34 protein-coding genes and 1 tRNA gene are annotated in these 24,573 nt (G+C 64.8%); 28 read left to right on the top strand and 7 right to left on the bottom strand.

The window, feature by feature from the left end:
- From ACE3SL_RS04735 to ACE3SL_RS04695, 9 genes are all read left to right on the top strand, one after another.
- Positions 1-234, top strand: a 234-nt coding sequence (locus ACE3SL_RS04735) for a hypothetical protein (RefSeq protein ID WP_374524607.1), incomplete at its 5' end; no start/stop codon positions are given.
- 148 nt (positions 235-382) lie between these two features.
- On the top strand, positions 383-2,512 hold the full coding sequence (locus tag ACE3SL_RS04730) for a hypothetical protein (protein WP_374524606.1): 2,130 nt from the start codon (positions 383-385) through the stop codon (positions 2,510-2,512).
- Between the two features lie 206 nt (positions 2,513-2,718).
- The gene (locus tag ACE3SL_RS04725; RefSeq protein WP_374524605.1) at positions 2,719-3,996 is read left to right on the top strand and encodes an MFS transporter; all 1,278 of its coding nucleotides are present in this window, start codon (positions 2,719-2,721) and stop codon (positions 3,994-3,996) included.
- Between the two features lie 55 nt (positions 3,997-4,051).
- Positions 4,052-4,498: a hypothetical protein gene (locus ACE3SL_RS04720; RefSeq protein ID WP_374524604.1), complete on the top strand. Its 447-nt coding sequence runs from the start codon at positions 4,052-4,054 to the stop codon at positions 4,496-4,498.
- An 88-nt stretch (positions 4,499-4,586) separates the two neighbouring features.
- On the top strand, positions 4,587-4,955 hold the full coding sequence (locus tag ACE3SL_RS04715) for a SnoaL-like domain-containing protein (protein ID WP_374524603.1): 369 nt from the start codon (positions 4,587-4,589) through the stop codon (positions 4,953-4,955).
- A gap of 17 nt (positions 4,956-4,972) precedes the next feature.
- Positions 4,973-5,272 carry an acyl-CoA dehydrogenase family protein gene (locus ACE3SL_RS04710; protein ID WP_374524602.1) on the top strand — a complete coding sequence of 100 codons (300 nt, stop codon included), beginning with the start codon at positions 4,973-4,975 and terminating at the stop codon, positions 5,270-5,272.
- Between the two features lie 323 nt (positions 5,273-5,595).
- Entirely contained in the window at positions 5,596-5,850 is a 255-nt protein-coding gene (locus ACE3SL_RS04705) for a DUF3489 domain-containing protein (RefSeq protein WP_374524601.1), read from the top strand.
- Complete coding sequence (locus ACE3SL_RS04700; RefSeq protein WP_374524600.1) at positions 5,847-6,269, top strand: DUF2924 domain-containing protein; 423 nt, start codon at positions 5,847-5,849, stop codon at positions 6,267-6,269. Before ACE3SL_RS04705 ends, ACE3SL_RS04700 begins: the two co-directional genes overlap by 4 nt.
- Complete coding sequence (locus ACE3SL_RS04695; protein ID WP_374524599.1) at positions 6,266-7,927, top strand: recombinase family protein; 1,662 nt, start codon at positions 6,266-6,268, stop codon at positions 7,925-7,927. The genes ACE3SL_RS04700 and ACE3SL_RS04695 overlap by 4 nt, the downstream gene beginning before the upstream one ends.
- Before the next feature lie 190 nt (positions 7,928-8,117).
- Here ACE3SL_RS04695 and ACE3SL_RS04690 read toward each other — a convergent pair.
- Positions 8,118-8,194: transfer RNA gene (locus ACE3SL_RS04690), tRNA-Arg, on the bottom strand.
- A 74-nt stretch (positions 8,195-8,268) separates the two neighbouring features.
- Between ACE3SL_RS04690 and ACE3SL_RS04685 the strand changes: the two genes are divergently transcribed.
- Together ACE3SL_RS04685 and ACE3SL_RS04680 are read left to right on the top strand one after the other, a co-directional pair.
- Entirely contained in the window at positions 8,269-9,018 is a 750-nt protein-coding gene (locus ACE3SL_RS04685; RefSeq protein WP_374524598.1) for a queuosine precursor transporter, read from the top strand.
- A gap of 6 nt (positions 9,019-9,024) precedes the next feature.
- Complete coding sequence (locus tag ACE3SL_RS04680; RefSeq protein ID WP_374524597.1) at positions 9,025-9,420, top strand: hypothetical protein; 396 nt, start codon at positions 9,025-9,027, stop codon at positions 9,418-9,420.
- Here the strand turns inward: ACE3SL_RS04680 and purQ are convergent.
- Positions 9,382-10,047 carry a phosphoribosylformylglycinamidine synthase subunit PurQ gene (gene purQ, locus ACE3SL_RS04675; protein ID WP_374524596.1) on the bottom strand — a complete coding sequence of 222 codons (666 nt, stop codon included), beginning with the start codon at positions 10,045-10,047 and terminating at the stop codon, positions 9,382-9,384. The genes ACE3SL_RS04680 and purQ overlap by 39 nt on opposite strands.
- A gap of 22 nt (positions 10,048-10,069) precedes the next feature.
- Positions 10,070-10,300 carry a phosphoribosylformylglycinamidine synthase subunit PurS gene (gene purS / locus ACE3SL_RS04670; RefSeq protein ID WP_058812514.1) on the bottom strand — a complete coding sequence of 77 codons (231 nt, stop codon included), beginning with the start codon at positions 10,298-10,300 and terminating at the stop codon, positions 10,070-10,072.
- Positions 10,301-10,483: 183 nt separating this feature from the next.
- On the opposite strand from purS, the gene ACE3SL_RS04665 reads away from it, so the two are divergent.
- The 3 genes from ACE3SL_RS04665 to ACE3SL_RS04655 all read left to right on the top strand — a co-directional run bounded on the left by ACE3SL_RS04665 (position 10,484) and on the right by ACE3SL_RS04655 (position 11,902).
- Entirely contained in the window at positions 10,484-10,657 is a 174-nt protein-coding gene (locus ACE3SL_RS04665; RefSeq protein ID WP_374524595.1) for a bacterioferritin-associated ferredoxin, read from the top strand.
- Between the two features lie 102 nt (positions 10,658-10,759).
- Positions 10,760-11,242: a bacterioferritin gene (bfr, locus tag ACE3SL_RS04660; RefSeq protein WP_374524594.1), complete on the top strand. Its 483-nt coding sequence runs from the start codon at positions 10,760-10,762 to the stop codon at positions 11,240-11,242.
- Between the two features lie 237 nt (positions 11,243-11,479).
- Positions 11,480-11,902, top strand: coding sequence for an addiction module antidote protein (locus tag ACE3SL_RS04655; protein ID WP_374524593.1), 423 nt, complete (start codon positions 11,480-11,482; stop codon positions 11,900-11,902).
- 196 nt (positions 11,903-12,098) lie between these two features.
- Here the strand turns inward: ACE3SL_RS04655 and ctrA are convergent, their stop codons facing one another.
- Complete coding sequence (gene ctrA / locus ACE3SL_RS04650; protein WP_058457016.1) at positions 12,099-12,806, bottom strand: response regulator transcription factor CtrA; 708 nt, start codon at positions 12,804-12,806, stop codon at positions 12,099-12,101.
- A 214-nt stretch (positions 12,807-13,020) separates the two neighbouring features.
- Positions 13,021-13,962: a LysR family transcriptional regulator gene (locus ACE3SL_RS04645; RefSeq protein WP_374524592.1), complete on the bottom strand. Its 942-nt coding sequence runs from the start codon at positions 13,960-13,962 to the stop codon at positions 13,021-13,023.
- A 123-nt stretch (positions 13,963-14,085) separates the two neighbouring features.
- Here ACE3SL_RS04645 and ACE3SL_RS04640 point away from each other — a divergent pair, with 123 nt between their 5' ends.
- The 8 genes from ACE3SL_RS04640 to ACE3SL_RS04605 all read left to right on the top strand — a co-directional run bounded on the left by ACE3SL_RS04640 (position 14,086) and on the right by ACE3SL_RS04605 (position 19,045).
- Positions 14,086-14,781: a pirin family protein gene (locus ACE3SL_RS04640; RefSeq protein ID WP_374524591.1), complete on the top strand. Its 696-nt coding sequence runs from the start codon at positions 14,086-14,088 to the stop codon at positions 14,779-14,781.
- 72 nt (positions 14,782-14,853) lie between these two features.
- Positions 14,854-15,450, top strand: coding sequence for an FMN-dependent NADH-azoreductase (locus ACE3SL_RS04635; RefSeq protein WP_374524590.1), 597 nt, complete (start codon positions 14,854-14,856; stop codon positions 15,448-15,450).
- Between the two features lie 82 nt (positions 15,451-15,532).
- Positions 15,533-16,135: an NAD(P)H:quinone oxidoreductase gene (gene wrbA, locus ACE3SL_RS04630; protein ID WP_374524608.1), complete on the top strand. Its 603-nt coding sequence runs from the start codon at positions 15,533-15,535 to the stop codon at positions 16,133-16,135.
- Positions 16,135-16,965 (top strand): class III extradiol ring-cleavage dioxygenase, encoded by an 831-nt coding sequence (locus ACE3SL_RS04625; protein ID WP_374524589.1) that lies wholly within the window; start codon positions 16,135-16,137, stop codon positions 16,963-16,965. The genes wrbA and ACE3SL_RS04625 overlap by 1 nt, the downstream gene beginning before the upstream one ends.
- 7 nt (positions 16,966-16,972) lie before the next feature.
- Positions 16,973-17,656 (top strand): RluA family pseudouridine synthase, encoded by a 684-nt coding sequence (locus ACE3SL_RS04620; RefSeq protein ID WP_374524588.1) that lies wholly within the window; start codon positions 16,973-16,975, stop codon positions 17,654-17,656.
- Positions 17,649-18,047, top strand: coding sequence for an alternative ribosome rescue aminoacyl-tRNA hydrolase ArfB (arfB, locus tag ACE3SL_RS04615; RefSeq protein ID WP_374524587.1), 399 nt, complete (start codon positions 17,649-17,651; stop codon positions 18,045-18,047). The genes ACE3SL_RS04620 and arfB overlap by 8 nt, the downstream gene beginning before the upstream one ends.
- Before the next feature lie 14 nt (positions 18,048-18,061).
- Positions 18,062-18,652 carry an SOS response-associated peptidase family protein gene (locus ACE3SL_RS04610; protein ID WP_374524586.1) on the top strand — a complete coding sequence of 197 codons (591 nt, stop codon included), beginning with the start codon at positions 18,062-18,064 and terminating at the stop codon, positions 18,650-18,652.
- Positions 18,653-18,736: 84 nt separating this feature from the next.
- Positions 18,737-19,045 carry a PilZ domain-containing protein gene (locus tag ACE3SL_RS04605; RefSeq protein ID WP_374524585.1) on the top strand — a complete coding sequence of 103 codons (309 nt, stop codon included), beginning with the start codon at positions 18,737-18,739 and terminating at the stop codon, positions 19,043-19,045.
- Between the two features lie 15 nt (positions 19,046-19,060).
- Here ACE3SL_RS04605 and ACE3SL_RS04600 read toward each other — a convergent pair whose 3' ends face one another.
- Entirely contained in the window at positions 19,061-19,486 is a 426-nt protein-coding gene (locus ACE3SL_RS04600; RefSeq protein ID WP_374524584.1) for an EVE domain-containing protein, read from the bottom strand.
- 130 nt (positions 19,487-19,616) lie between these two features.
- Between ACE3SL_RS04600 and ACE3SL_RS04595 the strand changes: the two genes are divergently transcribed.
- The 6 genes from ACE3SL_RS04595 (at position 19,617) to rplT (ending at position 23,748) form a co-directional block, all read left to right on the top strand.
- Positions 19,617-20,546 carry an isopenicillin N synthase family dioxygenase gene (locus tag ACE3SL_RS04595; RefSeq protein ID WP_374524583.1) on the top strand — a complete coding sequence of 310 codons (930 nt, stop codon included), beginning with the start codon at positions 19,617-19,619 and terminating at the stop codon, positions 20,544-20,546.
- A 124-nt stretch (positions 20,547-20,670) separates the two neighbouring features.
- On the top strand, positions 20,671-21,606 hold the full coding sequence (locus ACE3SL_RS04590; protein ID WP_374524582.1) for a ribose-phosphate pyrophosphokinase: 936 nt from the start codon (positions 20,671-20,673) through the stop codon (positions 21,604-21,606).
- 190 nt (positions 21,607-21,796) lie between these two features.
- Positions 21,797-22,579 (top strand): histidinol-phosphatase, encoded by a 783-nt coding sequence (gene hisN, locus ACE3SL_RS04585; protein ID WP_374524581.1) that lies wholly within the window; start codon positions 21,797-21,799, stop codon positions 22,577-22,579.
- Positions 22,580-22,593: 14 nt separating this feature from the next.
- A complete protein-coding gene (locus tag ACE3SL_RS04580) occupies positions 22,594-22,944 on the top strand; it encodes a GFA family protein (protein WP_374524580.1) in 351 nt (116 codons plus the stop codon).
- Between the two features lie 221 nt (positions 22,945-23,165).
- Positions 23,166-23,369, top strand: a complete 204-nt coding sequence (rpmI, locus tag ACE3SL_RS04575) for a 50S ribosomal protein L35 (protein WP_374524579.1) — start codon at positions 23,166-23,168, stop codon at positions 23,367-23,369.
- 13 nt (positions 23,370-23,382) lie between these two features.
- Positions 23,383-23,748 (top strand): 50S ribosomal protein L20, encoded by a 366-nt coding sequence (rplT, locus tag ACE3SL_RS04570; protein ID WP_215354292.1) that lies wholly within the window; start codon positions 23,383-23,385, stop codon positions 23,746-23,748.
- Positions 23,749-23,918: 170 nt separating this feature from the next.
- Here rplT and ACE3SL_RS04565 read toward each other — a convergent pair whose 3' ends face one another.
- Entirely contained in the window at positions 23,919-24,569 is a 651-nt protein-coding gene (locus ACE3SL_RS04565) for a hypothetical protein (protein WP_374524578.1), read from the bottom strand.
- Positions 24,570-24,573: the final 4 nt, after the last annotated feature.

The following is a 24,573-nucleotide window of genomic DNA, read 5'->3' as shown; positions in this document are numbered from 1 at the left end:
TTTTCGGCGTCTGCTTTTGCGGCCCATATCCAGACGGTCTGTTCTCAGATGCGTCTGCTTTTGGGCAGCATCTGGCTACCCCAGCATCAGCGCAAAACAGCTTTCCCCATAGCTCGGCCCATGACCACCGCGGTTCGGGCATCGAAGACTTTCCGACGCCTGGCGGCGTCCGAAACTCTCAACGGCTGCCGACCGTCCGCTTTTGATTTGACCGTGCCGACAGCTGCCATTTGAACGAGACGAACATCCGAGATGCGTTCTGCCTTCGCCAGCGCGTCATGGCAGCCACACATGGAAGATTCCGGCCGCGACAGATTGCAATTGCCGGGCCGGTTGGGCCTGCGCTACTATTGCCGAGCGGTGGGGAGGTGCAGGCAGGCCGATGGAACAGGTGGGGGCCTCATGTCCGAGCCAGCCCGCGGCCTATGCCTCGTTGTTCGGCATGTTTCAGTTCTGCACGGCCGACCACAATGAAATCGCCATTACCAACCGCCGCGCGCGGGCGCTGCTGGGAATATTGTGCCTGGCCGGAAGCGAGGCGATCGAGCGCGACTTCCTGAGCAAGCTCCTTTGGCCTGGCCGCTTCGAGGCACATGCGAGAGCGAGCCTGCGCCAGTGCCTTCTCGATCTCGGCAAGCTGCTCGCGCCGCACGGGCCGGAGATTCTGAACGTTTCGCGCAATAGCGTAGCGCTGCACCCCGGTGCTGTGCAGACCGATCTCGCCGCACTGGAAGGCGCGCTGGCGAGCGGCGATCTGATCGCGGCGATCGAACGGATCGATGCCATCGGCTCGAAGCCGATCCTCGACCAGATGGATTTCGGCCCGGCGTTCAAACAGTGGCGGGCGCAGCGCAGCGGCGATGTCGAGCGGCGGCTGCGCGCGGCGGTCGAGGCGGGAGTCGCGAAGCTGAACCGGGCCGGCGATCACGAGACCTCCGCGCGGCTGCGCGGGGCATGGACCGCCCGAAGGCCCGAAGCAACACCCAGCCGGGCCGCCGAGGCGGGCTGCGGGCGGACGAGAATCGCGGTGCTGCCCTTTCGGTCGGTCGGCGGACACGACGCCCCCGATTACTTCGCCGACGGCATCGCGGAGGAGCTTATCACCGCGCTGGGACAGGTGCCGCAATTGCTGGTCGCCGGGCGAACCTCCTCGTTCCATTTCCGGGATTCGCCGCTGACCCCGGCCGAAATCGCGAAAGCCCTGCACGTATCCCACCTCGTCGAGGGTTCGGTCCAGCGGCAGGGAGAAAGGCTGCGCATCCATATTCACCTGATCGACGGCGCCACGGGTTTCGAAAGTTGGGCGCAGGGCTATGATGGGTCGCTCGACGGCATCTTCGCGTTGCAGGCGACCGTCGCGCAGGCGGTGACCAGCGCGATCGGCGATGCCTTGGGCATCGCGATGACGTCGCCTCCGGCACGCGGCATGACCCACAGCAAACAGGCCTATGACCTGTTCCTGCAAGGCCGCGCGCTGAGTGCGCGGGTGTTCGGCGACGGCGTATTGGGCACCGCGGTCGGCCTGCTCGAGCAGGCCGTCGCGCTCGATCCCGAATTTGCCGAAGCATGGATCGCGCTGGCCGAGGCGCACCAGCTGATCGCAGTCTATACGCCCTGTCTCGATCGAAACGCGGAATCGCAACGCATGGCCGACTGCGCCCGCACCGCCATCGGCCTCTCCCCCGGCCTCGGCTATGCCTATTCGCTGCTAGGTGTGCACCAGTGGACGCAAAACGACGTCGTCGGAGCACTCGATCTGGCGTTCCAGGGCTATCGGCTCGAACCGAACAATCCAGCGGTCTGCATGCGGCTGGGCTCTTTCCTGCTCTATTGCGGACGCACCACCGACGCGATGCAATATATCGAGGCGGCGATCGATCAGGATCCGGTCGATGGCCGTAAATTCAACCTGCGATCGGTCGGCCGGTTCAACCTGGGCGATATCGATGGCGCGATCGAGGCGGGTCTACGCATGGTCGACCTCGGTTTTCCTTCGATGTGGCTCGCGGTGGCCACCGCCGCGTCCGGCCAACACGAACTTGCCATCGAGCAATATCAGCAAACCCGCATGCTGCTGAACAAGGTCATCTTCCCGCCGGCAGGAACCGAACCGATGCCCCCCGCGATGATGGATGCCTATTGGCACGTCGCGGCGCACGGCGTGTGCAGCGGCCGCGACGAAGACCGCGCGACCTATTGTGCGATGCTCGACATGATGCAGACGCAATTGCACGACCCCGCCGACGCCTCGATCGTCTTGCCCGCGATCTTCATGGGTTACCCCGAACGGCTGTTCGAGGCTGTCAGCCATGCAATCTCGCCCGCGAACACCCTCTGCCTGCTGTCGATCTGGGCCGATATCGATCCGATTCGGCGGATATGGCAGCATCCCGAATTCATTCCCTTTGCCCAGCGCATCGGCCTGGCGGCCGCTTGGGACAAATATGGCTGGCCCGACCTGCTCCCTGCGCCCAGCAATCGTCTGGAGACGCCACCCCTCCTGCCGAATTGACGCCCGATTGACGCTTTATTGACGATCGCATGATTGACGACTGACGCTACGGAAACGCAAGGTCCGCAACGGGTATCGCAGACATTTTGAGGCGCATGGCGCGGACCGGGAACCCCCGGCTCCGGCGACGGAAAGCCTGTGTCTGCGCCGGGGAGCATGTCATGGCGGCGAACCACAGGCACGTATCGGCAATCGGACGATCCGCAATGGACAAGGCGTTCTGGCGCATCCTGCCGCTGATCCTGGTCGCCTATCTCTTCGCCTATATGGACCGCGTGAACGTCAGCTTCGCGGCGACGCAGATGAACGAGGACCTGCGTTTCAGCGCCACGATCTACGGCCTTGGCGGCGGCCTCTTCTTCCTGGGCTATGCGCTGTTCGAAATCCCGTCGAACCTGATGCTCGTGCGCTTTGGCGCGCGCAAATGGATCGCGCGGATCATGATTACCTGGGGGTTGCTGTCCGCCGCGATGATGTTCGTCGCAACGCCGATGCAATTTTATGCGCTCCGCTTTCTGCTCGGCGTGGCGGAGGCCGGATTCTACCCCGGCGTCATCTTCTATTTCTCCAGCTGGTTTCCGCCCTGCCACCGCAGCCGCGCGGTCAGCCGCTTCTTCATCGCTTCGCCGCTGGCGTCGGTCGCCATGGGCGGCATGTCGGGATGGTTGCTCGCGCTCGACGGAACCGGCGGGTTGCACGGCTGGCAATGGCTGTTCCTGGTGCAGGGCCTGCCGACCGTATTGTTCGGGCTGGTGGTGCTGCGCTATCTGCCCGACGCCCCGGCGACGTCCGTCTGGCTGACACCGGACGAAAAGGCGTGGATCGAGACCGAACTGGCGCGCGAACAGGCGCGGATCGGCGCTCCAGCCCGCCACGATGTGCTGGGGGCCTTCCGCAATCCGCGCGTGCTGCTGCTCGGCGCGATCGGCTTTCTGTTGATCGCCGTCATCACCACGGTCATCCTCAATGCGCCGCTGATTCTGCAAGAGGCGACGACGCTCGACACCAGGTCGATCGGCTATCTGGTCGCGCTCGGCGGCCTTTTGGGGGCCGCGGCGATCCTTGTCCTTGGCAACCATGCCGACCGGAACGGTGACCGCTGGGGCGCGGCCTTTCGGTGCGGGATCGTCCTCGCCGGCGCAGTGCTGGTCATGGGGTTGTCGCCGTCACCCTTGCTGGTTTGCATCGCCTATCTCGCCTTCGCGACCGTGTGTTTCGCGATCCCGATGCTGACGTCGTCGGGCTGGGCCGAGGCGCTGCACGTGCGCGAACTCGCGGTCGGGGCGGCGGCGATCAACACGCTTTCCCAGATCGGCGCCTTCGTCGCCCCCTATGGCTGGGGCGCGGCGAAGGATGCGACGGGCAGCTTCCAGCTCGCGCTCATCGCCTTTTCGATCGTCGCATTGCTGATGTCGGCGCTGATCCTGCTGCTGCGCCACCAGCTTCACGGGCGAGCGGTGCCCGTCGACACCGTGCCGGCTTAGCCTTTTTTGCAGACCCCGCCCGATCTCCGGGCGGGACGATTGGAGGGAAGAGACGATGACGAAGATAAGGACACTCGTTGCCGGGGCTGCGATACTGATCGCCACCGCGCAGATCACGCCTGCCATGGCGCAGGAATCGAGCTACAAACCTGGAACGGTTTGGAATGCAGGTCGTATCGACGTGCTGCCCGGCCAGTTCGAAAACTATATGGACTGGCTCGCCACCAGCTGGAAGAAGATTCAGGAACTGGGCAAGGCCGAAGGCATCGTGGTGGACTATCACGTGCTTGCGACCAACAATGCCCGGGCCGGTGAACCCGACCTGATCCTGATCGTCGAATATAAAGACTATCTGACGACCGCGCAGCAGGAAGCCTTCAACAAGAAGGTCAATGCCATGCTGTCGCAAACCGACCGCACGGCCGGCACCGCCAGCGCCGAACGCGGCAAGATGCGCGAACAGCTTGGCAGCATCGAATATCAGGAACTGGTCCTGAAATAGGCATGCCGGTGCGGGGGCACGGCGGGCGGCGCACCAGTATCGCGCCGTCCGACGGGCTCCGCTCCATGGGCATCCGAAAGGGGTGGTGATGGCATCCATCGAAGACATCGCCCGCGATTTCACGGCGCTGCTGCGCGCCGGCGAGTTCGAAACCGCCGGCGATCGCTATTGGGCCCCGGACGTGACCAGCATCGAGCCCCCGCTCCTGCCCGGAGGTCCTTGCGTGGCGGTGTCGGGTATCCAAGCCACCCGGATCAAGCGTCGAGCCCGCTTCGGCGACGCGCGGATCGATGAGATCGGCATCGATGGCCCCTTCGTAACCGGCGACCAGTTCGCGCTGTTCCTCGACATGGTGCTGATCGACGCCGCGAGTGGCGCGCGCCAGCCCTTCACCGAAATCGCACTTTACACGGTGCGCGTCGGCCAGATCGCCGAAGAGCGATATTTTTATCGCTGACACCCACTCTTCGCACCATGCCGTCCATATCCAGACGTCGCCCGCCGATTGCTGACGGTCGGGAATGCTTCATCACCGGCGCCGACTGCGCCAGGGTCGGCATCGTGATGGCGAAGGTCGCGGTATCCGAGGCACTGATGCGCATCGCCGATCGCTGCGTCCAGGTGATGGGCGGCACCGGCGTCACCGACAAGACGATCGTCGAACAGGTGTTCCGCGAAATCCGCGCCTTCCGCATCTACGACGGCCCGACCGAGGTTAATAAATGGAGCCTCGCCAAGAAGATCAAGCGCGACTGGAAGGGCGCGGAGGAATAGCGCGGTACCGATGCCACAGTCATCCGCGAAGTTCGCCAGCAGGCGAGGAAAACCCTCGGCGGCTTGGATTCGAATGCCGCGAGTGGCCGGATTGCGGTCATAATGATTATCAGGGAAACTGCCGCTTTCGACCTATTGTGATCCCGCGTCGGATGTCTGATTTCCGGCGCGAAGCCGACATTGTGCTGGACTAGTGCGTTGGGCTGAGCATTGGTGCTCGCGCGGCGGCGAAGAGCATCGCGGTCCGCAGGCTCCGCGTACACGACAGCGGGGCTTTGGGTGGTGGGCCCGGCGTGGCGCCGGGTCTGATCAGGAGACCACCCATGACCAAGACCCACGCGAACACTCACGCCGCCAACGCCGCAGGTTCCCCCGCAGAGCCCTGCACGACGACCAAGACCGCGCGCCTGCTCGCCATGCTGCGCGCTCCCGCGGGCGCCAGCACCGAGGAGATCGGCGAAGCCCTCGGCTGGCAGCAGCACACGGTGCGCGCCGCGCTCACCGGCCTGCGCAAGAAGGGCCATGCGATCATGCGCGGCAAGCAAGTCAGCGTCACCACCTACCGGATCGACGCATGACCGGCGCCGTCCTCGACGTCGCCGCGATCGAAGGGTTATCGAGCGCCGCGCTAAAGGCCGAGTGGGAGCGGGTGCATGGCATGCCCGCTCCCGCCGTCGTCCCGAGCCTGCTCGCCCGCGACCTCGCGCACCGGGCACAGCTTGCGGCATCGGGCGGAATGGATCGCAGGCTCGATCGACGCCTCCGCGATCTCGTGGCGAGGGATGCTGATGCAGCGGCATCGTCAACTTCGGGTGCGCGCCTAGCCTTGGGCAGCCAACTGCTGCGCGAATGGGGCGGGGTTACCCACCGGGTGATCGTCGAGCCGGACGGGCGCTTCCTGTATGACGGTCGGCACTGGCGCTCGCTCTCGGCGATCGCCCGCGCGATCACCGGGGTGCGCTGGTCGGGCCCGCGCTTCTTCGGGACCGGATCATGAAGAAGCTGCGCTGCGCCATCTATACGAGGAAGTCCACCGAGGAAGGCCTCGACATGGACTTCAACAGCCTCGACGCCCAGCGCGAGGCCTGCGAGGCCTATGTGACCAGCCAGCGCTCCGAAGGCTGGACGCTGATCCCCACCGCCTATGATGATGGCGGGGTATCGGGGGGGACCATGGAGCGCCCGGCCCTCCAGCGCCTGCTCGCCGATGTGCGTTCGGGGAAGATCGACGTGATCGTCGTCTACAAGGTCGACCGACTGACGCGGGCGCTCGCCGACTTTGCGAAGATCGTCGACATCCTCGATGCCGCCGGCGCCTCGTTCGTCAGCGTCACGCAGGCGTTCAACACCACGACCAGCATGGGACGGCTCACCCTCAATGTCCTCCTGTCGTTCGCCCAGTTCGAGCGCGAGGTCATCGCCGAGCGCGTCCGCGACAAGATCGCGCAGTCGAAGGCGCGCGGGATCTGGATGGGCGGGCCGGTGCCGCTCGGCTATGATGTGCAGGACCGCAAGCTCATCCCCAACGCTGCCGAGGCAGCGAGTGTCGTTCACATCTTCCGGAGCTATCTCGAGCAGCCATCGGTGCGCGCACTCAAGATGCTGCTCGACGAGCAGGGGGTTCGCACCAAGGTCCAGCAAACAAGGTCGGGGCCGCGCGGCGGATGCGCCTTCTCGCGCGGGGCGCTCTATTGGCTCCTCTCCAACCCCATCACCATCGGCAAGCTTCGCCACAAGGACAAGGTCTACGAGGGCCAGCATGAGGCGATCGTGCCCGCCGACCTGTGGGACGCGGTGCAGGCCAAGCTGGCCACCTCAGCCGCCGAGCGCGGCAACGCCGTGACCGGCGTCGGCACCGCGCTGTTGGTGGGCATGATCCGCGATGCTGAGGGGCGGCCGATGTCGCCCTCATTCACGGTCAAGGCGGGGCGACGCTATCCTTACTATGTGTCGAGCATCAGCAGGGACATCAACCGCGAGACGGCAGCACATAAGCCCGCCCCGGTCACGCGCATCGCCGCGCGCGCAATCGAGAGCGCCGCTCGCGAGGCCCTGCGCACCTTGCTGCTCGATGAGGCCAGCATCGCCGAGCTCGATCCGGAGGCCAGTGCAGCGGACACCCGCAATCGGATCACGACCGCCGCCGAGCTTGCCCGGCAGCTCGGACCAAACGCATCGCTCGGCGCGCGCAACCTGTTCGAGCGGCTGACGCTCAGCTTCGTCATTCATGCCGATCGGGTCACCGCCGATCTGTCGCGCGGCGCCCTGCTCGCCGCGCTCGATCATCGGGCTGGCGAGGATGTCAACGACGACGCACGCATCGCGCTCGCCATCAGCGCCGACGTGCATCGCGGCAAGCGCGGAACGAAGCTTGTCATCGCCGCCACGAAGTCAGCCGCCCCAACGCCCGATCCCCGGCTCGTCGCGCTCATCGCCAAGGCGCATCGCTCGCGCGAGCTTCTGTTCGCAAACGCCGCCGCACGCAGCAATCGCCATGCCGAGCGCCTTGCCCGGCTCGCCTACCTCGCCCCCGATATCACCAGCGCCATCCTCAATGGCAGCCAGCCACGCGCGCTGACCAGCCGCCGCCTGCTCAAGCTGCCCGCGCTCCCGCTCGGCTGGGCCGATCAGCGCAAGCTCCTCGGATTTAGCTGACCGATCCGTCGAATCGGTGGCCACGAAAATCGCCCGCAGAGACGCGCGCGAAGGATCCGCACAATCGCCGCTCCACATCCCGCGTCTCCGGCCACGACATCAAAGCCGCGCGCAAAAGACCCGCAGAACTGCGCCAATCTGTGGACATCAACAGATATTTACTGAATTATATCAATAGTTTGTATGTGCCTGGTGCGCCCGGCAGGATTCGAACCTGCGACCACCCGCTTAGAAGGCGGGTGCTCTATCCAGCTGAGCTACGGGCGCGTGGCACGGTTTGTGCGGGAGCGGCGAATAGCGTGGTTTGCGCGGGCTGCAAAGCGCGTTAAGCAGCGAAGGCGATGACCGATACCCCCACTCCGTCCGCAAAGCCCGCGCACGTCACGGCGTCGGCTGTCCGGCACTTTCGCTATTATGACCTGATGATGGCGGCGTTCGTCGCGATCCTGCTGCTCAGCAACATCATCGGCGCATCGAAGCCGAGCTACGTCATCTTGCCGAATGGCGAGCAATGGGCGTTCGGCGCCGGGGTGCTCTTCTTCCCGATCAGCTACATCATCGGCGACGTGCTGACCGAGGTCTATGGCTACGCCCGCGCGCGGCGCGTGATCTGGACCGGCTTCGCGGCGCTCGCCTTCATGGCGTTCATGGCGTGGGTCGTCGTGTCGCTGCCACCTGCCGAAGGGTGGCCGGGGCAGGAAGCCTATGAATTCGTCTTCGGCAACAGCTGGCGCATCGTCATCGCGTCGATGACCGCCTTCTGGGCCGGCGAGTTCGCCAACAGCTACGTCCTCGCACGGATGAAGATATGGACGGGCGGGCGCCACCTCTGGATGCGCACGATCGGCTCGACGGTCGTCGGGCAGGGGCTTGACAGCCTGATTTTCTACCCGCTCGCCTTTTACGGGCTTGCCGGCTGGCCGCCCGAGCAGCTCTATGAGGTCGTGCTGTCGCAGTGGTTCATCAAAACGGCGTGGGAAGCCGCTCTGACCCCCGCAACCTATCTCGTGGTCGGCGCGTTGAAACGGCGCGAAGGTGTCGACGTGTTCGATGAAGGCACCGATTTCAATCCGTTCGGCGCCAAGGTTTGATATTGCATGACTTTGATCGAGATCGCCTCCCTGTTCGAGGCGCGGAAGCTGTCGGTGATCGAGGCAACGGGCCTCGACAAGGATGCGCTCCATATCTATTTCGGCATGACCCTGTTCCTCGCCGTGCGCCTGGCCTGGCGCGGGCGCGGCGGATGGATCGCGGCGTGGCTGGCCGTCTTTGCGATGGCCTGTGGCGGGGAGTTGCTCGACCTGACCGCCGAATATAGCAACGCGACGATTCAGCCCGATGCGGAACATTGGCACGACATCTGGAATACGATCTTCTGGCCGACGGTGCTTCTGTTCGCCGGACGCTGGCTGCAACCGCCGGAGCCAGCCGCCCCGTCGGACGGCCTAGCTTATTCAGGCGAGTACGCCGAGCGCCGCCTCGAACAGGCGTAGTCCGTCGGTGCCGCCGTGCGCGCGGTCGATCGCGCGCTCGGGATGCGGCATCATGCCGAGCACATTGCCCGCATCGTTCAGCACGCCCGCAATGTCGCGCGCCGATCCGTTGACGCCATCGGCATAGCGGAAGGCGACGCGCCCCTCGCCCTCGATCCGGTCGAGCGTTGCGGCATCGGCAAAATAATTGCCGTCATGGTGCGCGACAGGGATATCGATCACCTCGCCCGCCCGATAGCCCGCGGTGAACAGCGACTGGCTGTTCTCGACCGTCAGCCGCACGCGGCGGCAGACGAAGTTCAGCCCCGCATTGCGCATCAGCGCACCGGGGAGCAGCTGCGCCTCGGTCAGCACCTGAAAGCCGTTGCAGACGCCAAGTACCGGCACCCCGCGGCCCGCGGCGTCGGACACCGCGCGCAGGATCGGCGACCGCGCCGCCATCGCGCCCGAGCGGAGGTAATCGCCATAAGAGAAACCGCCGGGCAGCGCGATGAAATCGGTGCCGGCGGGCAAGTCGGTCTCGCGGTGCCACACCATCGCGGGCGCCTTGCCCGTGACGGACTCGAGCGCGACGGCCATGTCGCGGTCGCAGTTGGAGCCGGGAAAGACGATGACGGCGGTCTTCATGGGCGTGGCTCCCTTGTCCGGTTCAGGCGCGTTCGATGCGGTAGTTTTCGATCACCGTATTGGCGAGCAGCTTCGCGCACATCGCGTCGAGATCGGCATCGCTGGTGCCGTCGGCGACGTCGAGTTCGATGAAGCGGCCGGCGCGGACGTCGGCGACGCCGCCGAAGCCCAATCCTTCGAGCGCATGATGGATCGCCTTGCCCTGCGGGTCGAGGACGCCCGGCTTGAGCGTCACATAGACATTCACTTTCATGGGGCGGACCTTTGCGTTTCGAAGGCTTGGGAAGATGGGCGCGCCTATGCCCGCGAATCACTTTTCGGGCAAGGGGCGCGGACAGGAAAAATCCCGCTTTCTCGACTGCGAGTCAGTCGCATCTTTCCTATTGCGAATCCCTCGCACTATCCCTAAATCAGCCTTGTTGAGAAGGATTCGCACATGGTTGTCTGTGTCTGCAACGCAATAAGGGAACGGGATCTTCGCGACGTCGCGAAGGACGGCCAATTGCGGTGCGCCAAGGCCGCCTATGCGCAACTGGGTCGCAAACCCAAGTGCGGCCAGTGCCTGTCATTCGCTCGCAATATCATCAGCGACGTCGCCGCGACCGCCTGATTTTTCTCGGATTTCCGCCATTTTTGGCCTTGGCCTGATCGGGTCGGGGGCGGTATAATGCCACCCGTCATTCCACCCGATAACATAAGCAGGACAAGAGCCATGAAGGGCGACGAAAAAGTCATCGATTATCTCAACGAGGCGCTCAAGAACGAGCTGACCGCGATCAACCAGTATTGGCTGCATTATCGCATGCTCGACAATTGGGGCGTCGCACGCCTTGCGCATTTCGAGCGCGAAGAATCGATCGACGAGATGAAGCACGCCGACAAGCTGGCCGACCGCATCCTCTTCCTCGGCGGCCTCCCCAACTTCCAATTGCTCGGGCGCCTCCGCGTCGGCGAAACGGTCGAGGAAATATTGAAGGCCGATCTCGCGATCGAGGAAGAAGCGATCCCGTTGCTCAAGGATGCGATCGCCCATGCCGAGAGCGTGCGCGACTATGTCAGCCGCGACCTCTTCTCCGACATTCTCGAAAGCGAGGAGCATCATGTCGACGAGCTCGAAAAGCAGTTCGAGATGATCGAACGGATGGGAATCGAGAATTATATCCAGCTGCAGTCGAAGCCGGTCAGCGAAGACTGAGCCCCCCCCCATCGTCGTCCCTATCTTTGCGGGGACAACGAAAACGACGGAAAACAGGGAATATTCAGAGGCGCTTTCGGGCGCCTCTTTTTTTGCTTGTATTTGAGAATAATTCTCAATAGCAAGGTTGAGCAGTCCCCTCCTGCCGGCCGCTGCACCTTTCAGGCGCACTCAAGCGGCCGGCATCTTTTTCGCCAGGGAAGCGGGACGCCCCAAGCGGGCACCAAGGGAGATTCCATGCAGAGCAGCAGCGACCTGGTCCGGAAATTCACCGAGCAACCGCTAATCCGCGACCTGCCGGTCGATGCCGCACAGGCGGTGCTCGCGCTGCGTTACTGCATCCTCTGCCGCAAGAGCGAACGCGACCCGATGCCCGAACTCGAACGCCGCTGGGGCAATATCCTTGCGGCGCGGCGCTACCGGCTGGTGGTCGAGGCGATCGGCCATGTCTGGCCCGACCCGTTCGCCGTCGCACCGCCCTGCTGCCCACGCCTCAGCTTCGACGAGGGCCTGCTCGCCGACATCGTGACCGCCGCCGGTCGCGGCGACCGGGTGCGGTTCGATTGCCTCACCGGCGAAATGCTGGGCAACGATGCGCGCGCGATGCTGTTCGCCGCACTCGAGAATTTTGTGCGGGCAAGAGCGCCAGGGCGGGTTTAGGTCGCGGCCCAGCCGACATTTTCGAAAGCGTCCGCTCTTGGGGTGATGAGCGGCCGTTCTTTCCCCCCTCCCGCAAGCGGAAGGCGAAATCAGGTCAGCTTTCGGTCGAAACCCGCCGCCCCATAGCGAAAAACCGGCGCGGATCGCTCCGCGCCGGCTCTCGGGTATAACTCTCGGGAGCTATATTTTCAGTGCGTCAGGCGACCCGGCGCACTTCATTTCCTTCGTCGTCGATATCGCGCAGCACATAGCCGCGGCCCCAGACCGTCTCGATGTAATTTTCGCCGCCACAGGCCAGCGCCAGCTTCTTGCGCAGCTTGCAGATGAAGACGTCGATGATCTTCAGTTCGGGCTCGTCCATCCCGCCATAAAGATGGTTCAGGAACATTTCCTTGGTCAGCGTCGTCCCCTTGCGGAGGCTCAACAGCTCAAGCATCTGATATTCCTTGCCGGTCAGATGAACGCGGACGCTGTCGACCTCGACCGTCTTGGTGTCGAGGTTGACCGCGAGCTTGCCCGTCTTGATGACGCTCTGGCTGTGGCCCTTCGAGCGGCGGACGACCGCATGGATGCGGGCAACCAGTTCGTCACGGTGGAACGGCTTGGTGACATAGTCGTCGGCGCCAAAGCCGAACGAACGGACTTTCGAGTCCATCTCCGAAATGCCCGACAGGATCAGCACCGGCGTCTGCACCTTCGCGGTGCGGAGCTTCTTCAGCACGTCATAGCCATGCATGTCGGGAAGGTTCAGGTCGAGCAGGATGATGTCGTAATCATAGAGCTTGCCCAGATCGAGGCCTTCCTCGCCCAGATCGGTCGTATAGACATTGAAGCCCTCGGTGGTGAGCATCGTGTCGATCGCTTTCGCGGTCGTCGGCTCGTCCTCGATCAGCAGTACGCGCATTGGGCACCCCTTAACTCTATCCCCGCAGGGACATGTTCCCACGACGATCCCGCGACCCGTCCGCACGATCCCCGATGGATGTCGCCGACGCGCCCCTGTTGCAGGACAGCCGGAACATTAACCATGAAACTAATGAAGGGAAAAGGTTAATTTTGATTTAACCCGCAGAAATCCACGAGTCGCGGCGAATCTGCAACAGCTTTGCCCCGCATTTTCACCCCTTGCGCGCCGCCAGGAAACGCTCGTGTGCGCCCGTGCACGATGGCTTCAGCGTCTCGACGAGATAGTCCGAAAGCGCCCGGACGCGTGCGGGGCGCAAGCGCGAAGGTGGCGACAGCAGGTGCAGCCAAGCCTGCGGCGGCGACCAGTCGGCAAGGATCGGCACCACCGCCCCCGACACGAGTTCGGCGGCGGCGATAAAGTCCGGCAACATCGCGATCCCGACCCCCGCAACCACCAGCGGCACTGCGATGTCGCCATTGTTTGCAAACAATGGCCCGGTCGGCAGGATGGTGACCTCCTCACCCTTGCGATGGAAATGCAGCGGCGTCGCGCGCTGGCGATGGCCATATCCGATCAGCCTGTGCCCCGCGAGTTCAAGCGGATGTTTGGGCGTGCCGTGTTTCTCAAGATAGGCGGGGCTGGCGATCACCGATGCCGAGACCGGCGCGATCGTCCGCGCAAGCAGGCTGGAGTCCGCCAGCGGCGAAATGCGCAGCGTCAGGTCGATCCCCTCGGCGACGGGATCATGCCGCGCGTCGCTCAAGAGTACCTCGATCTCGACCGCAGGATTCCGGTCGAGGAAAGCGGCGAGCGTGGGGCCGAGCGCCTTGATCCCGAAGCTCATCGGCGCGGCCAGGCGGATCGGCCCGGCAAGGTCCACCCGGTCGCCGCGCGCCGCTTCGGTCGCCGCGGTCGCCGCCGCGACCATCGCGCGCGCTTCGTCGAGCAACCCCGCGCCCGCGGTCGACACCGCAACGACGCGCGAGCTGCGGTGGAGCAGGGTGATACCGAGCGACGCCTCGAGCCGCGTCACCGCTTTCGATACGCTCGCCTTCGACAGGCCGAGCGCGGCGGCCGCCGCCGTGAAGCTGCCGCCCTCGGCAACGGCGACGAAACAGGCCCAGCCTTCATAATCGGGAAGCGCCAAATTCATCCTCCAAATGGAAACAATGGTTTTCCATCTACGCTATTTTAGAAACGACCCCAATCGCTATTTTGCTCTCAACAGATCAGCCGCCCGGAACCGAAGGGCGGCTTCGAGAGAAAGGATTGCCCGATGATCGACATTCGCAAATTCGACACGCTGGGCCACGCCAACCACGGCTGGCTCGACGCCCGTCATCATTTTTCGTTCGCCAACTATTATGACGAGAGCCGCATGGGTTGGGGGAGCCTGCGCGTCTGGAACGACGATGCCATCGCGGCGCAGGCCGGCTTCCCGCCGCATCCGCACCGCGACATGGAAATCATCACCTATGTCCGCACCGGCGCGATCACCCACCGCGACTCCATGGGCAACACCGGCCGCACCGCGGCGGGCGACGTCCAGGTGATGAGCGCGGGCACCGGCGTGACGCACAGCGAGTTCAACCTCGAGGATGAGGAAACCACGCTGTTCCAGATCTGGATCATGCCCGACCGGAACGGCGGCAATCCCGGCTGGGGCGCGCGCCAGTTTCCCAAGGCCGACCGTTCGGGTCAGTTCGTGACGCTGGCGAGCGGGATCGAGGGCGATGACGCTTTGCCGATCCGCGCCAACGCCCGTGTCGCAGCAGCGACGGTCCATGCCGGCGAGCGTGTCTCCTACGACCTCGAAGGCGGGCGCCACGCCTACCTCGTCGCCGCCAAGGGCCGCATCCGCGTCAACGGCGAGGACGCCGGCCCCCGCGACGGCGTCGCGCTCCGCGACGTCGGCACGATCACCGTCGAGGCGCTCGACGACGCCGAACTGGTGCTGGTCGACAGCCTGTAATCGCCTCCCCCGGGCCGCCGCTCGTCCCCCTCCCTGTTGGCGGCGGCCCACCCACTTCGCAGGAGCAAGATCATGAGCCATATTCTCCGCATCGACGCCAGCGCCCGCAATACGGGCTCGACCACCCGCACGCTCGCCGACCAGCTCGAACGCCGCTTGGTCGAGCAAAGCTATGGCGCGACCGTCACCCGCCGCGACCTCAACGTCACCCCACCCGCCTTCCTCACCGAAAACTGGGTCGGCGCCAGCTTCACCGATGAAGCCGACCGCAGCGACGAACAGAAGGCGCTGCTCGCCAGTTCGGAAGAGTTGATCACCGAGCTCGAGGCGGCCGATACGATCGTCATCACCGCCCCCATCTATAATTTCGCCATCCCGGCGACGCTGAAGGCCTGGATCGATCAGGTGGCGCGCGCGCGCCGTACCTTCCGCTATACCGAAAGCGGCCCCGAAGGACTGCTCAAGGGCAAGCGCGCCTATATCGTCTTCGCCTCGGGCGGCGTGCCGCTGGGCAGCGCGGTCGATTTCGCGAGCGGCTATCTGAGGCACGTCCTCGGCTTCATCGGCATCACCGACGTGACCATCGTCGCCGCCGACGGGCATCAGCGCGACAGCGAGGCGATCGGCCGCGCCACCACCGCGATCGACGGGCTGAAACAGGCCGCCTGATCCCCTCGGGCCGCCGCTTCCCTCCCCCTCCCCGGCGGCGGCACACTCACTTCAAAGTTCCCATCAATGAAAGGATGACATGATGACCAAGGTGCTGGTTCTCTATTATTCAAGCTACGGTCATATCGAGCAGATGGCCGATGCGGTCGCAGAAGGCGCGCGCGCCGCGGGCGCCGAGGTGGATATCCGCCGCGTCGCCGAAACGGCGCCCGAGGCGGTCGTGCAGGCGGCGGGCTTCAAGACCGACACCGCGCACCCGCTGCTGAGCGATCCCAATGAACTCGCCAATTATGACGCGATCGTCGTCGGCTCCCCGACGCGCTTTGGCCGCATGGCGAGCCAGATGGCGAGCTTCTGGGACACCGCGGGCGGCGTCTGGGCGCAGGGCAAGCTCAATGGCAAGGTCGGCGCCGCCTTCACCTCGACCGGGTCGCAGCACGGCGGGCAGGAAACGACGCTCTTCTCGATCCTCACCAATCTGATCCACTTCGGCATGACGATCGTCGGGCTCGACTATGGTTTTGCCGGCCAGATGGGCGTCGAAGAGGTCAAGGGCGGCGCGCCCTATGGCGCGACGACAATCGCGGGCGGCGACGGCTCGCGCCGGCCGGGTGAAGCCGATCTCGGCGGCGCCCGCTATCTCGGCGAGCGCGTCGCGCGGACCGCGGCGAAGCTGATCGCCTGATGCCGATGCGCCGTCTCCCGAGCCTTTTCGTTTCGCACGGCTCGCCGATGATGGCGCTCGAGCCCAGCCCGGCGCGGACCTTCCTCGCCGGGCTGGGAGCCCGCCTGCCGCGCCCGCGCGCGATCTTGGTCGTGTCGGCGCACCATGACGCGGCGCACGAAGGCGGCCGCGCCACGGTAACCGTCTCTCCCGCGCCGCCGACCATCCACGATTTCGGCGGCTTTCCTGACGAGCTGTTCGCGATGCGCTATCCCGCGCCGGGCGACCCGGCACTGGCGAAGCGTATCGTCGAGTTACTCGCAGATCACAGCCTGACTGTTTCGGCCGACCCCGAGCGCGGCCTCGACCATGGCGCATGGGTGCCGCTGTCGCTGATCTATCCGCAAGCCGATATCCCCGTCGTCCAGCTCTCGATCGCCTCGAACGCTTCGCCCGAATGGCATTATGCGCTCGGACAAGCGCTCGCTCCCTTGCGCGATGAGGGCGTGCTGATCGTCGGATCGGGCAGCATCACCCACAATCTGCGCGCCTTCTTTCAGTCGCGCCCGCCGATTGGTGCCCCTGCGCCCGCATGGGTCCGCACCTTCACCGACTGGGTCGCGGATCGCTTCGCGGCAGGCGCGATCGACGATGTGCTCCACGCCGTCGAGCGCGCGCCGCACGGCCGCGACAATCACCCGACCCCCGATCATATATTGCCGCTGTTCGTTGCAATGGGGGCCGGAACGGAGGCGAAGGGCCTGCGCGCGCGCCGCCTGCACGACAGCGTCACCTATGCCGTGCTCGCGATGGACGTTTACGCTTTCGGCGAGGAGGCCGCCGCCGTATAGCGCGGCCATGCTTCTTTCCGACCGCGTTCTCTTCCTCGACGGCGAGGCCCTCGTCATCGACAAGCCCGAGGGCCTGCCCGTCGACGCGCCGCGCGACGGCAGCTTCAGCCTCGAAAATCATCTCGACAGCCTGCGCTTCGGCTTCAAGCGCTGGCCGCTGCCGGTCCACCGCCTCGACCGCGACACCTCGGGCTGTCTGCTGCTCGCGCGCAACCCCAAGGCGCACGGCCGCTTCACCCGCGCCTTCGAAGGACGCGAGGTCGAGAAGCAATATCTCGCGATCATCGACGGCGTGCCCGCGGACAACGGCGGCACGATCGACTTGCCGCTCGGCAAGACCTCGACCGCCGAGAAGGGGTGGCGCATGGTCGTCGATCCGAAAGGCAAGCCCTCGGTCTCGCATTGGGAAAAGCTCGCCGAAGTCGATGGCCGCACGCTGCTGCGCTTCCGCCCCGAGACCGGCCGCACGCACCAGCTGCGCGTCCACGCGCTCGAAGGGCTCGGCTTTCCGATCGTCGGCGATCCCGTTTACGGCAGCGGCGGCGCGAAGGATCGCACGATGCTCCACGCCGAACGGCTGGTCGTCAAACGTGACGTCAAGCCGTCGATCATCGCCGAAGCCCCCTTCCCCGGCCGCTTCGCCGCGCTCGGCTTTTCGGCGCCCGAAGGGGCGTCGCCGACCCGTGGCTGACATCCCCGAAAGCGCGATCACGGAAAAGTTCCTCGCAGGCACCGGCCCCGGCGGACAGAATGTCAACAAGGTCGCGACCGCGTGCCAGCTCCGCGTCGATGTCTTCGCACTCGGCCTCGCGCCCGATGCCTACCGCCGCCTCAAGACGCTCGCGGGCAGCAGGATGACAAGCGCGGGTGAACTGGTGATCCTCGCGCGCAGCTTTCGCACCCAGGAAGCGAACCGCGCCGATGCCCGCGCACGACTGAACGAACTGGTCGATGCCGCGCTCGTCCGTCCCGAAAGGCGCATCAAGACCAAGCCGAGCAAGGCCGCCAAGGCCAAGCGCGTCGATAGCAAGAAGGCGCGCAGCTCGGTCAAGGCGGGACGCGGGCGCGTCCGCCTCGACTAGGCCCCGACTTTGCCATGCAGCTTTACCGGCTCGACGCCACGGCAGCGCAGATTTCCGACAGTTTCGGCGTCGAAGCCGGCGAAGACCCGTGGGCGGGCGGCTATGTAACGCCCGGCCGCCCCGCGCCGGTCATCGTACCCGACAGCCGCGGCGGCCCGCGCCGCTTTCTGCGACCCAAGCTTTGGGGCGTCCCGCCGCCGCCGCGTGGGACCGAGCCGGTGACGAGCGTCCGCAACCTGTCGAGCCCCTTCTGGATCGGGACCTTGCGCCACCCCGAACTGCGCTGCCTGATCCCGGCGACCAGCTTCGCCCTATGGTCGGGGCCGGCGGGCGCCCGGCGCCAGCATTGGGCCTCGCTTCCCGGCCGGCCGATCTTCGCTTTCGCCGGAATCCAGCGCCAGAACGAGGATTGGCCGGGCTTCGCGATCCTGACGACCGATCCCAACGGGCTGCTCGATCGCTATAATCCGGGCGCGATGCCGCTGATCCTGCATCCGGAGGATCAGGAGCGTTGGCTCACCGCCGAATGGCGCGACGCCGCGTCGCTCGTCAGCCCCTACCCCGGCCATCTGATGGCAGTCGGCGAGACTCCATCAACGCTCTGAAATTCACCATATCCCTTCACTTTGCGATAACCAGTACCGCGCTAGATTTTCGCGAATCAATGGACCGGGTGGGATTTGCAGGACGTGCAGACAAGGACTAAAATCGCATCGCAGGCGCGCCGCGCCGAACGCGCCCCCGTGTGCGGCCGCGCCCGCTTCCGTGAGCCCGGCTTCAATCCCTTCGATGTCGAATTGTTCGACCTGTCCTCGACGGGCTTTCGCATGGTCACTTTCGCGCGGCCGCAGATCGGCAAGACAATCTGGGTGAGCCTGCCGGGCCTCCAGCCGCTCGAAGCCGTCGTGCGCCGCGGCGACGGCAATAATTACGGCTGCGAGTTCGTCCATCCGCTCTATCCGTCGGTGGCGAAGCATCTGCAGGTGAAGCTGCGCTGATGTGTTGCGGGGCGGTCAGCCTCCCGCCTTCTCCGACTTCTTCAATATATGCTTCCATTCGGCGGGCGTGACGCGCCCGACCGACAGGCGCGACTGGCGGATCAGGTCCATGTCGGCGAGCGCCGGATCGGCCTTGATCGCCGCGAGTGTCACCGGATGCTTCAGCGCGCGCACCGGCGCGACGCGGACGATGACCCAGGGCGAACCCTTTTCGGCGGTCGGATCGGGCGAGGCGGTTTCGGTGATCGTCATGATCCCGACGCATTCCTTGCCGATGTTGCTGTGATAGAAGAGGGCCTCGTCGCCGACCTTCATCGCCATCATGTTGAGTTTGGCGGTGTGGTTGCGCACCCCGTCCCACATCCCCGTCCCGTCGTGCACGAGCTGCTCCCACGCATAGGCGTCGGGTTCGGATTTCATCAGCCAATATTGCTTTGCCATGGCGGCGGGTCTAGCCGAGCCGCGCGCAGGGTGGAACCGCCTTTTTCCCTTTAACCCGCAAGCCGCAGCGCCTAAATCGCGAGTCATCCAGCGCCTGCAGGCGCCGCCCTATCATATGGACCCTATATACATGACTGCTGCCGTTCCCGTCATCTCCATGTCGCTTCCCGCCGACCAGTTCGCGCACGACTTCGGCGCCTCGTTCGAGCGCTTCGGCTTCGCGATGATCACCGATCACGGCATCGACTCCGCGCTGATCGACGACGCCTGGGCGAAGGCGAAGGCCTTCTTCGCGCTGCCCGAGGAAACCAAGCGGGCCTATCATATCCCCGGCGGCGGCGGCGCGCGCGGCTACACACCCTTCGGCACCGAGATCGCGAAGGGCGCGAAAGAGGTCGACCTCAAGGAATTCTGGCACGTCGGCCGCGACCTTCCCGCAGGGCACCGGCTCGCCGCGCAGCAGCCGAACAATGTCTGGCCGAAGGAAATCGACGGCTTCCGCGCCGTCTATGACAGGCTGTTCGCCGAGTTCGACCGCGTCGGCGGCCGGCTGCTGTCGGGCATCGCGCGCTACCTCGGCCTCGCGCCGGATTTCTTCGACGACACGGTTGCCGACGGCAACAGCGTGATGCGCCTGCTCCACTATCCGCCGGTCGCGGGTCCCGCAAAAGGCATCCGCGCCGAAGCGCATGAGGACATCAACACGATCACGCTCCTTCTGGGTGCCGAGGAAGCCGGCCTCGAAATCCTCGACAAGGACGGATCGTGGCTGCCCGTTTCGCCGCCGCCAGGCGCCATGGCGGTCAATGTCGGCGACATGCTGCAGCGGCTGACCAACAACCGCCTTCCCTCGACGACGCACCGCGTCCGCAACCCCGATGCCGGCCGCGCCAGCGTCGCGCGTTACTCGATGCCCTTCTTCCTCCACTTCCGTTCGGACTATCCGATCGAGACGCTGGAAAATTGCATCGATGCGTCGCATCCTAACCTCTATCCGACGCCGATCACCGCCGACGACTATCTGCAGGAGCGGCTGCGCGAGATCGGACTGAAGAAATAGGGGCGGCTCACCCGGCCACGCGGTGGAGAGTAATGCGCACCACCGCCATTATCCCCTTTCCCTATCCGCCGCCGCTGGCTAAGGGGGCGCGCAATCTCCCACGCGCGAAAGGGCCTTGCACCCCATGAAACTCATCTCCGGCAACAGCAACCTGCCGCTGGCCCGCGCGATTGCCGATTATCTCGAGCTGCCGCTGACCGACACCAGCGTCCGCCGCTTCGCCGACGAGGAAGTCTTCGTCGAAATCCACGAAAATGTTCGCGGCCAGGACGTCTTCGTCGTCCAGCCGACCAATTTCCCCGCGAACGATAATCTGATGGAGCTGCTCATCCTCACCGACGCGCTCCGCCGCGCCTCGGCGAAGCGCATCACCGCGGTGATCCCCTATTTCGGCTATGCCCGGCAGGACCGCAAACCCGGCCCGCGCACCCCGATTTCGGCCAAGCTCGTCGCCAACCTGATCACCACCTCGGGCGCCGACCGCGTCCTCGCGATCGACCTCCACGCCGGGCAGATCCAGGGCTTTTTCGACATTCCGACCGACAATCTCTATGCCGCACCGGTGATGAGCGCCGACATCCAGGCGCGTTTCGGCGGCAAGAATCTGATGGTCGTCTCGCCCGACGTCGGCGGTGTGGTCCGCGCGCGCGCGCTGGCCAAGCGCCTCGACAACGCTCCGCTCGCGATCGTCGACAAGCGCCGCGAGCGCGCCGGCGAATCGGAAGTGATGAACATCATCGGCGACGTCGCGGGCCGCTTCTGCATCCTGATCGACGATATCGTCGATTCGGCGGGCACCCTCTGCAACGCCGCCGCCGCATTGAAGGCCGCGGGCGCCGAGGGCGTCGTCGCCTATTGCACGCACGGGGTGCTGTCGGGCGGCGCGGTCGCGCGCGTCGATGCGAGCGAGCTCACCGAACTCGTCATCACCGATTCGATCATGCCGACCGACGCGGTGAACGACAGCGCCAAGGTCCGCGCGCTCACCGTCGCGCCGCTGCTCGGCGAGGCGATCAAGCGCATCGCCGACGAATCGAGCGTGTCGAGCCTGTTCGACTAGGCTCACATCGAAGAAAAGCGCTGCCTCCCCCCGCAAAGGAGCATCGGGTCAGATCGCCCCCATCCTTGACCATGCGGGGCATGGTCAACCCGATACTGGTCCATCTCAGGTCGATTCCATCTTGCACCGATAGGAGATGGGTCCCCGCCTTCGCGGGGACACACAATATTTATTAGTATAGGCTCCTCGCATGACCCTCGAATCCGACATCGCCCTCGCCCATCGTCTCGCCGACGCCGCAGGCGCCGCCATCCGGCCCTTCTTCCGCGCCGGCTTCGCGCATGAGGCCAAGGCCGACGCCTCGCCGGTGACCGAGGCCGACCGCGCCGCGGAAGCCGCGATGCGCCGCCTGCTCGATGCCGAGGCGCCGCGCGACGGGATCATCGGCGAGGAATATGGCGCCGATCGGCCCGAGGCATCGCGCCAATGGGTGCTCGACCCGATCGACGGCACGGTCAGCTTCATGGCGGGCCGCCCGATCTTCGGGACGCTGATCGCGCTGTTGCAGGACGGCTGGCCGCTCATCGGCATCATCGACCAGCCGATTTCGGGCGAGCGCTGGGTCGGCGCGATGGGGCAGCCGACCCTATTCAACGGCAAGCCGGCAACGACGCGTACCTGCCGCAGCCTGTCCGACGCGGTGCTCGCGACGACCGGCCCGCAATATTTCAGCGACCATGACGGCGAGCATTTCATGGCGCTCGCGGCGAAGACCTCGCACAAGCGCATGGTCTTCGGCGGCGACTGCTATAATTACGGCCTGCTGGCGAGCGGGCATATCGATCTGGTCGTCGAGGCCGGGCTCAAGCTCCACGATTTCGCCGCGCTGGTGCCGATCGTCGAGCGTGCGGGCGGGACGATGTGCGACTGGAACGGTGAACCACTGAACGCCGACAGCGACGGCCATGTCATCGCATTGGGCGATCCCGCGCGGCTCGAGGATGTTATCGAAGGGCTCGCCTGCCACCATTGACGAGGGAGACGATCATGGCGTTCGAGGGAAGCTGCCATTGCGGCGCGGTGACCTACACGGTCGAAGGCGATATTCCGACGACGGCGATGAGCTGCAATTGCTCGCATTGCCGGCGCAAGGGCTTCCTGCTTTCCTTCGTGCCGATCGACCAGTTCCGGCTGACGGGCGGCAGCGACAAGCTCGCCTCCTACAAGTTCAACAAGCATAATATCGACCATCAATTCTGCACCGACTGCGGCTGCCAGGGCTTTTCGGTCGGCACCGGCCCCGACGGCGCGAAGATGGCGGCGGTGAACCTGCGCTGCGTCCCCGACGCCGACCTCGATTCGCTGACGATCCAGAAGGTCGATGGCGCGAGTTTTTAGCTTCGTCATTGCGAGCGGAGCGAAGCAATCCAGAGCGGTTTACGCGGGCTCTGGATTGCCGCGTCGCCTTCGGCTCCTCGCAATGACGATTCCATGCGCAGCACTTGCAATTCCGCGCGAATCCGTCTAGGCGCGCGCCTTCGCACGATAGAGTTGCTGACCTGCCTGGCGACAAGGGCTGCCAGGGCCGGTCGATATCGTCGCAGTATAAGGAGACGAAAATGCCCAAGATGAAGACCAAGAGCGGTGTGAAGAAGCGCTTCAAATTCACCGCCTCGGGCAAGGTGAAGCACGGCGTCGCCGGCAAGCGTCACCGCCTGATTTCGCACAATAGCAAGTACATCCGTACCAATCGCGGCACCAGCGTGCTGAGCGAAGCCGATGCGGCCCATGTGCGCCTCTGGGCGCCCTACGGCCTGAAGTAAGGAGCGCTAGACCATGTCACGCATCAAACGCGGCACGACCACGCGCGCCAAGCACAACCGGATTCTGGATCAGGCGAAGGGCTATTATGGCCGCCGCAAGAACACGATCCGCATCGCGCGCCAGGCCGTCGAAAAGGCCGGCCAGTACGCCTATCGCGACCGCAAGGTCAAAAAGCGGAACTTCCGCGCCCTGTGGATCCAGCGCATCAACGCCGCGGTCCGCGCCGAAGGCCTGACCTATTCGCAGTTCATGCACGGCGTGAAGCTCGCCGGGATCGAACTCGACCGGAAGGTCATGGCCGACCTCGCGATGAACGAAGGCGGCGTCTTCGCCGCGATCATCGCACAGGCGAAAGCGGCGCTGCCCAAGGCCGCCTGAGCCTGAAGCGACATCGCTGAAACGAAAAGGGCGGTCCTGCGGGGCCGCCCTTTTCGTTTGGGCGATGCGGCACAGATGCTCCGCTCTTGGGTAGGCATTCATAGCCACTGTCAGTCATACCCTTGAGCGGCGTGTAACATCGATGGCCTCTCTCGCTTCCTTCCGGAAGCCTATTCACGCGCAACTCTCTTGGCTTTAATGGCGTCGATAGCATTCCGCCATGTGGGCTTTGCAGGCTTGTGGTTGGCGCCGGGCGGTGCCAGCGCATAGGCACCCACGAAATCCACCTTCAGCTTGCGAAGATAGCGCTTCGCCTTACCGCCAAACGCTACAACAGTTGCATGAGACAGTAACGCAAGTTGTGTCCCAAGGTAATTTTGCGCGCAGGTATGATCCACGAGATTGCCGATCTCGTTTTCGATTGAACACAGCCGCCCTTCAGTCATCCAGACGTAGCGCAGTTGCTCGTCGAAAGTCATGCCGGGATAAAGTTCATCAAGGAACCAACGCATATTTCTGTGAAACTGACCGGAGGCAGCTTGGCGAATCCTGTACGTATCCAGGCAAGCCGCCTCCAGCATTGTGCCCGGAGAGGCATCCGGCACGAACGATTGGCCCGAATAGGGATGTCCTGGCTCGGCCATCACCATAACTACTTCAACATCGATCATCCGCGCCGTTGCGCCTAAGAATCCCCTGGGAACATGCCCGTCCAGCGGACTCCATTTTGCCTCGCGACAAGATGCATCGCATACGTCGATGTACTGGCAGGGATTGAATGCAGGCAGCAGCACATCGCGCAGTTTTTTATTCGGCTTCATGCAA

Source organism: Sphingopyxis sp. (assembly GCF_041916015.1).
In the GTDB taxonomy this organism is placed as follows: Bacteria; Pseudomonadota; Alphaproteobacteria; order Sphingomonadales; family Sphingomonadaceae; genus Sphingopyxis.
This window is presented reverse-complemented; position numbering and strand designations above follow the sequence as displayed.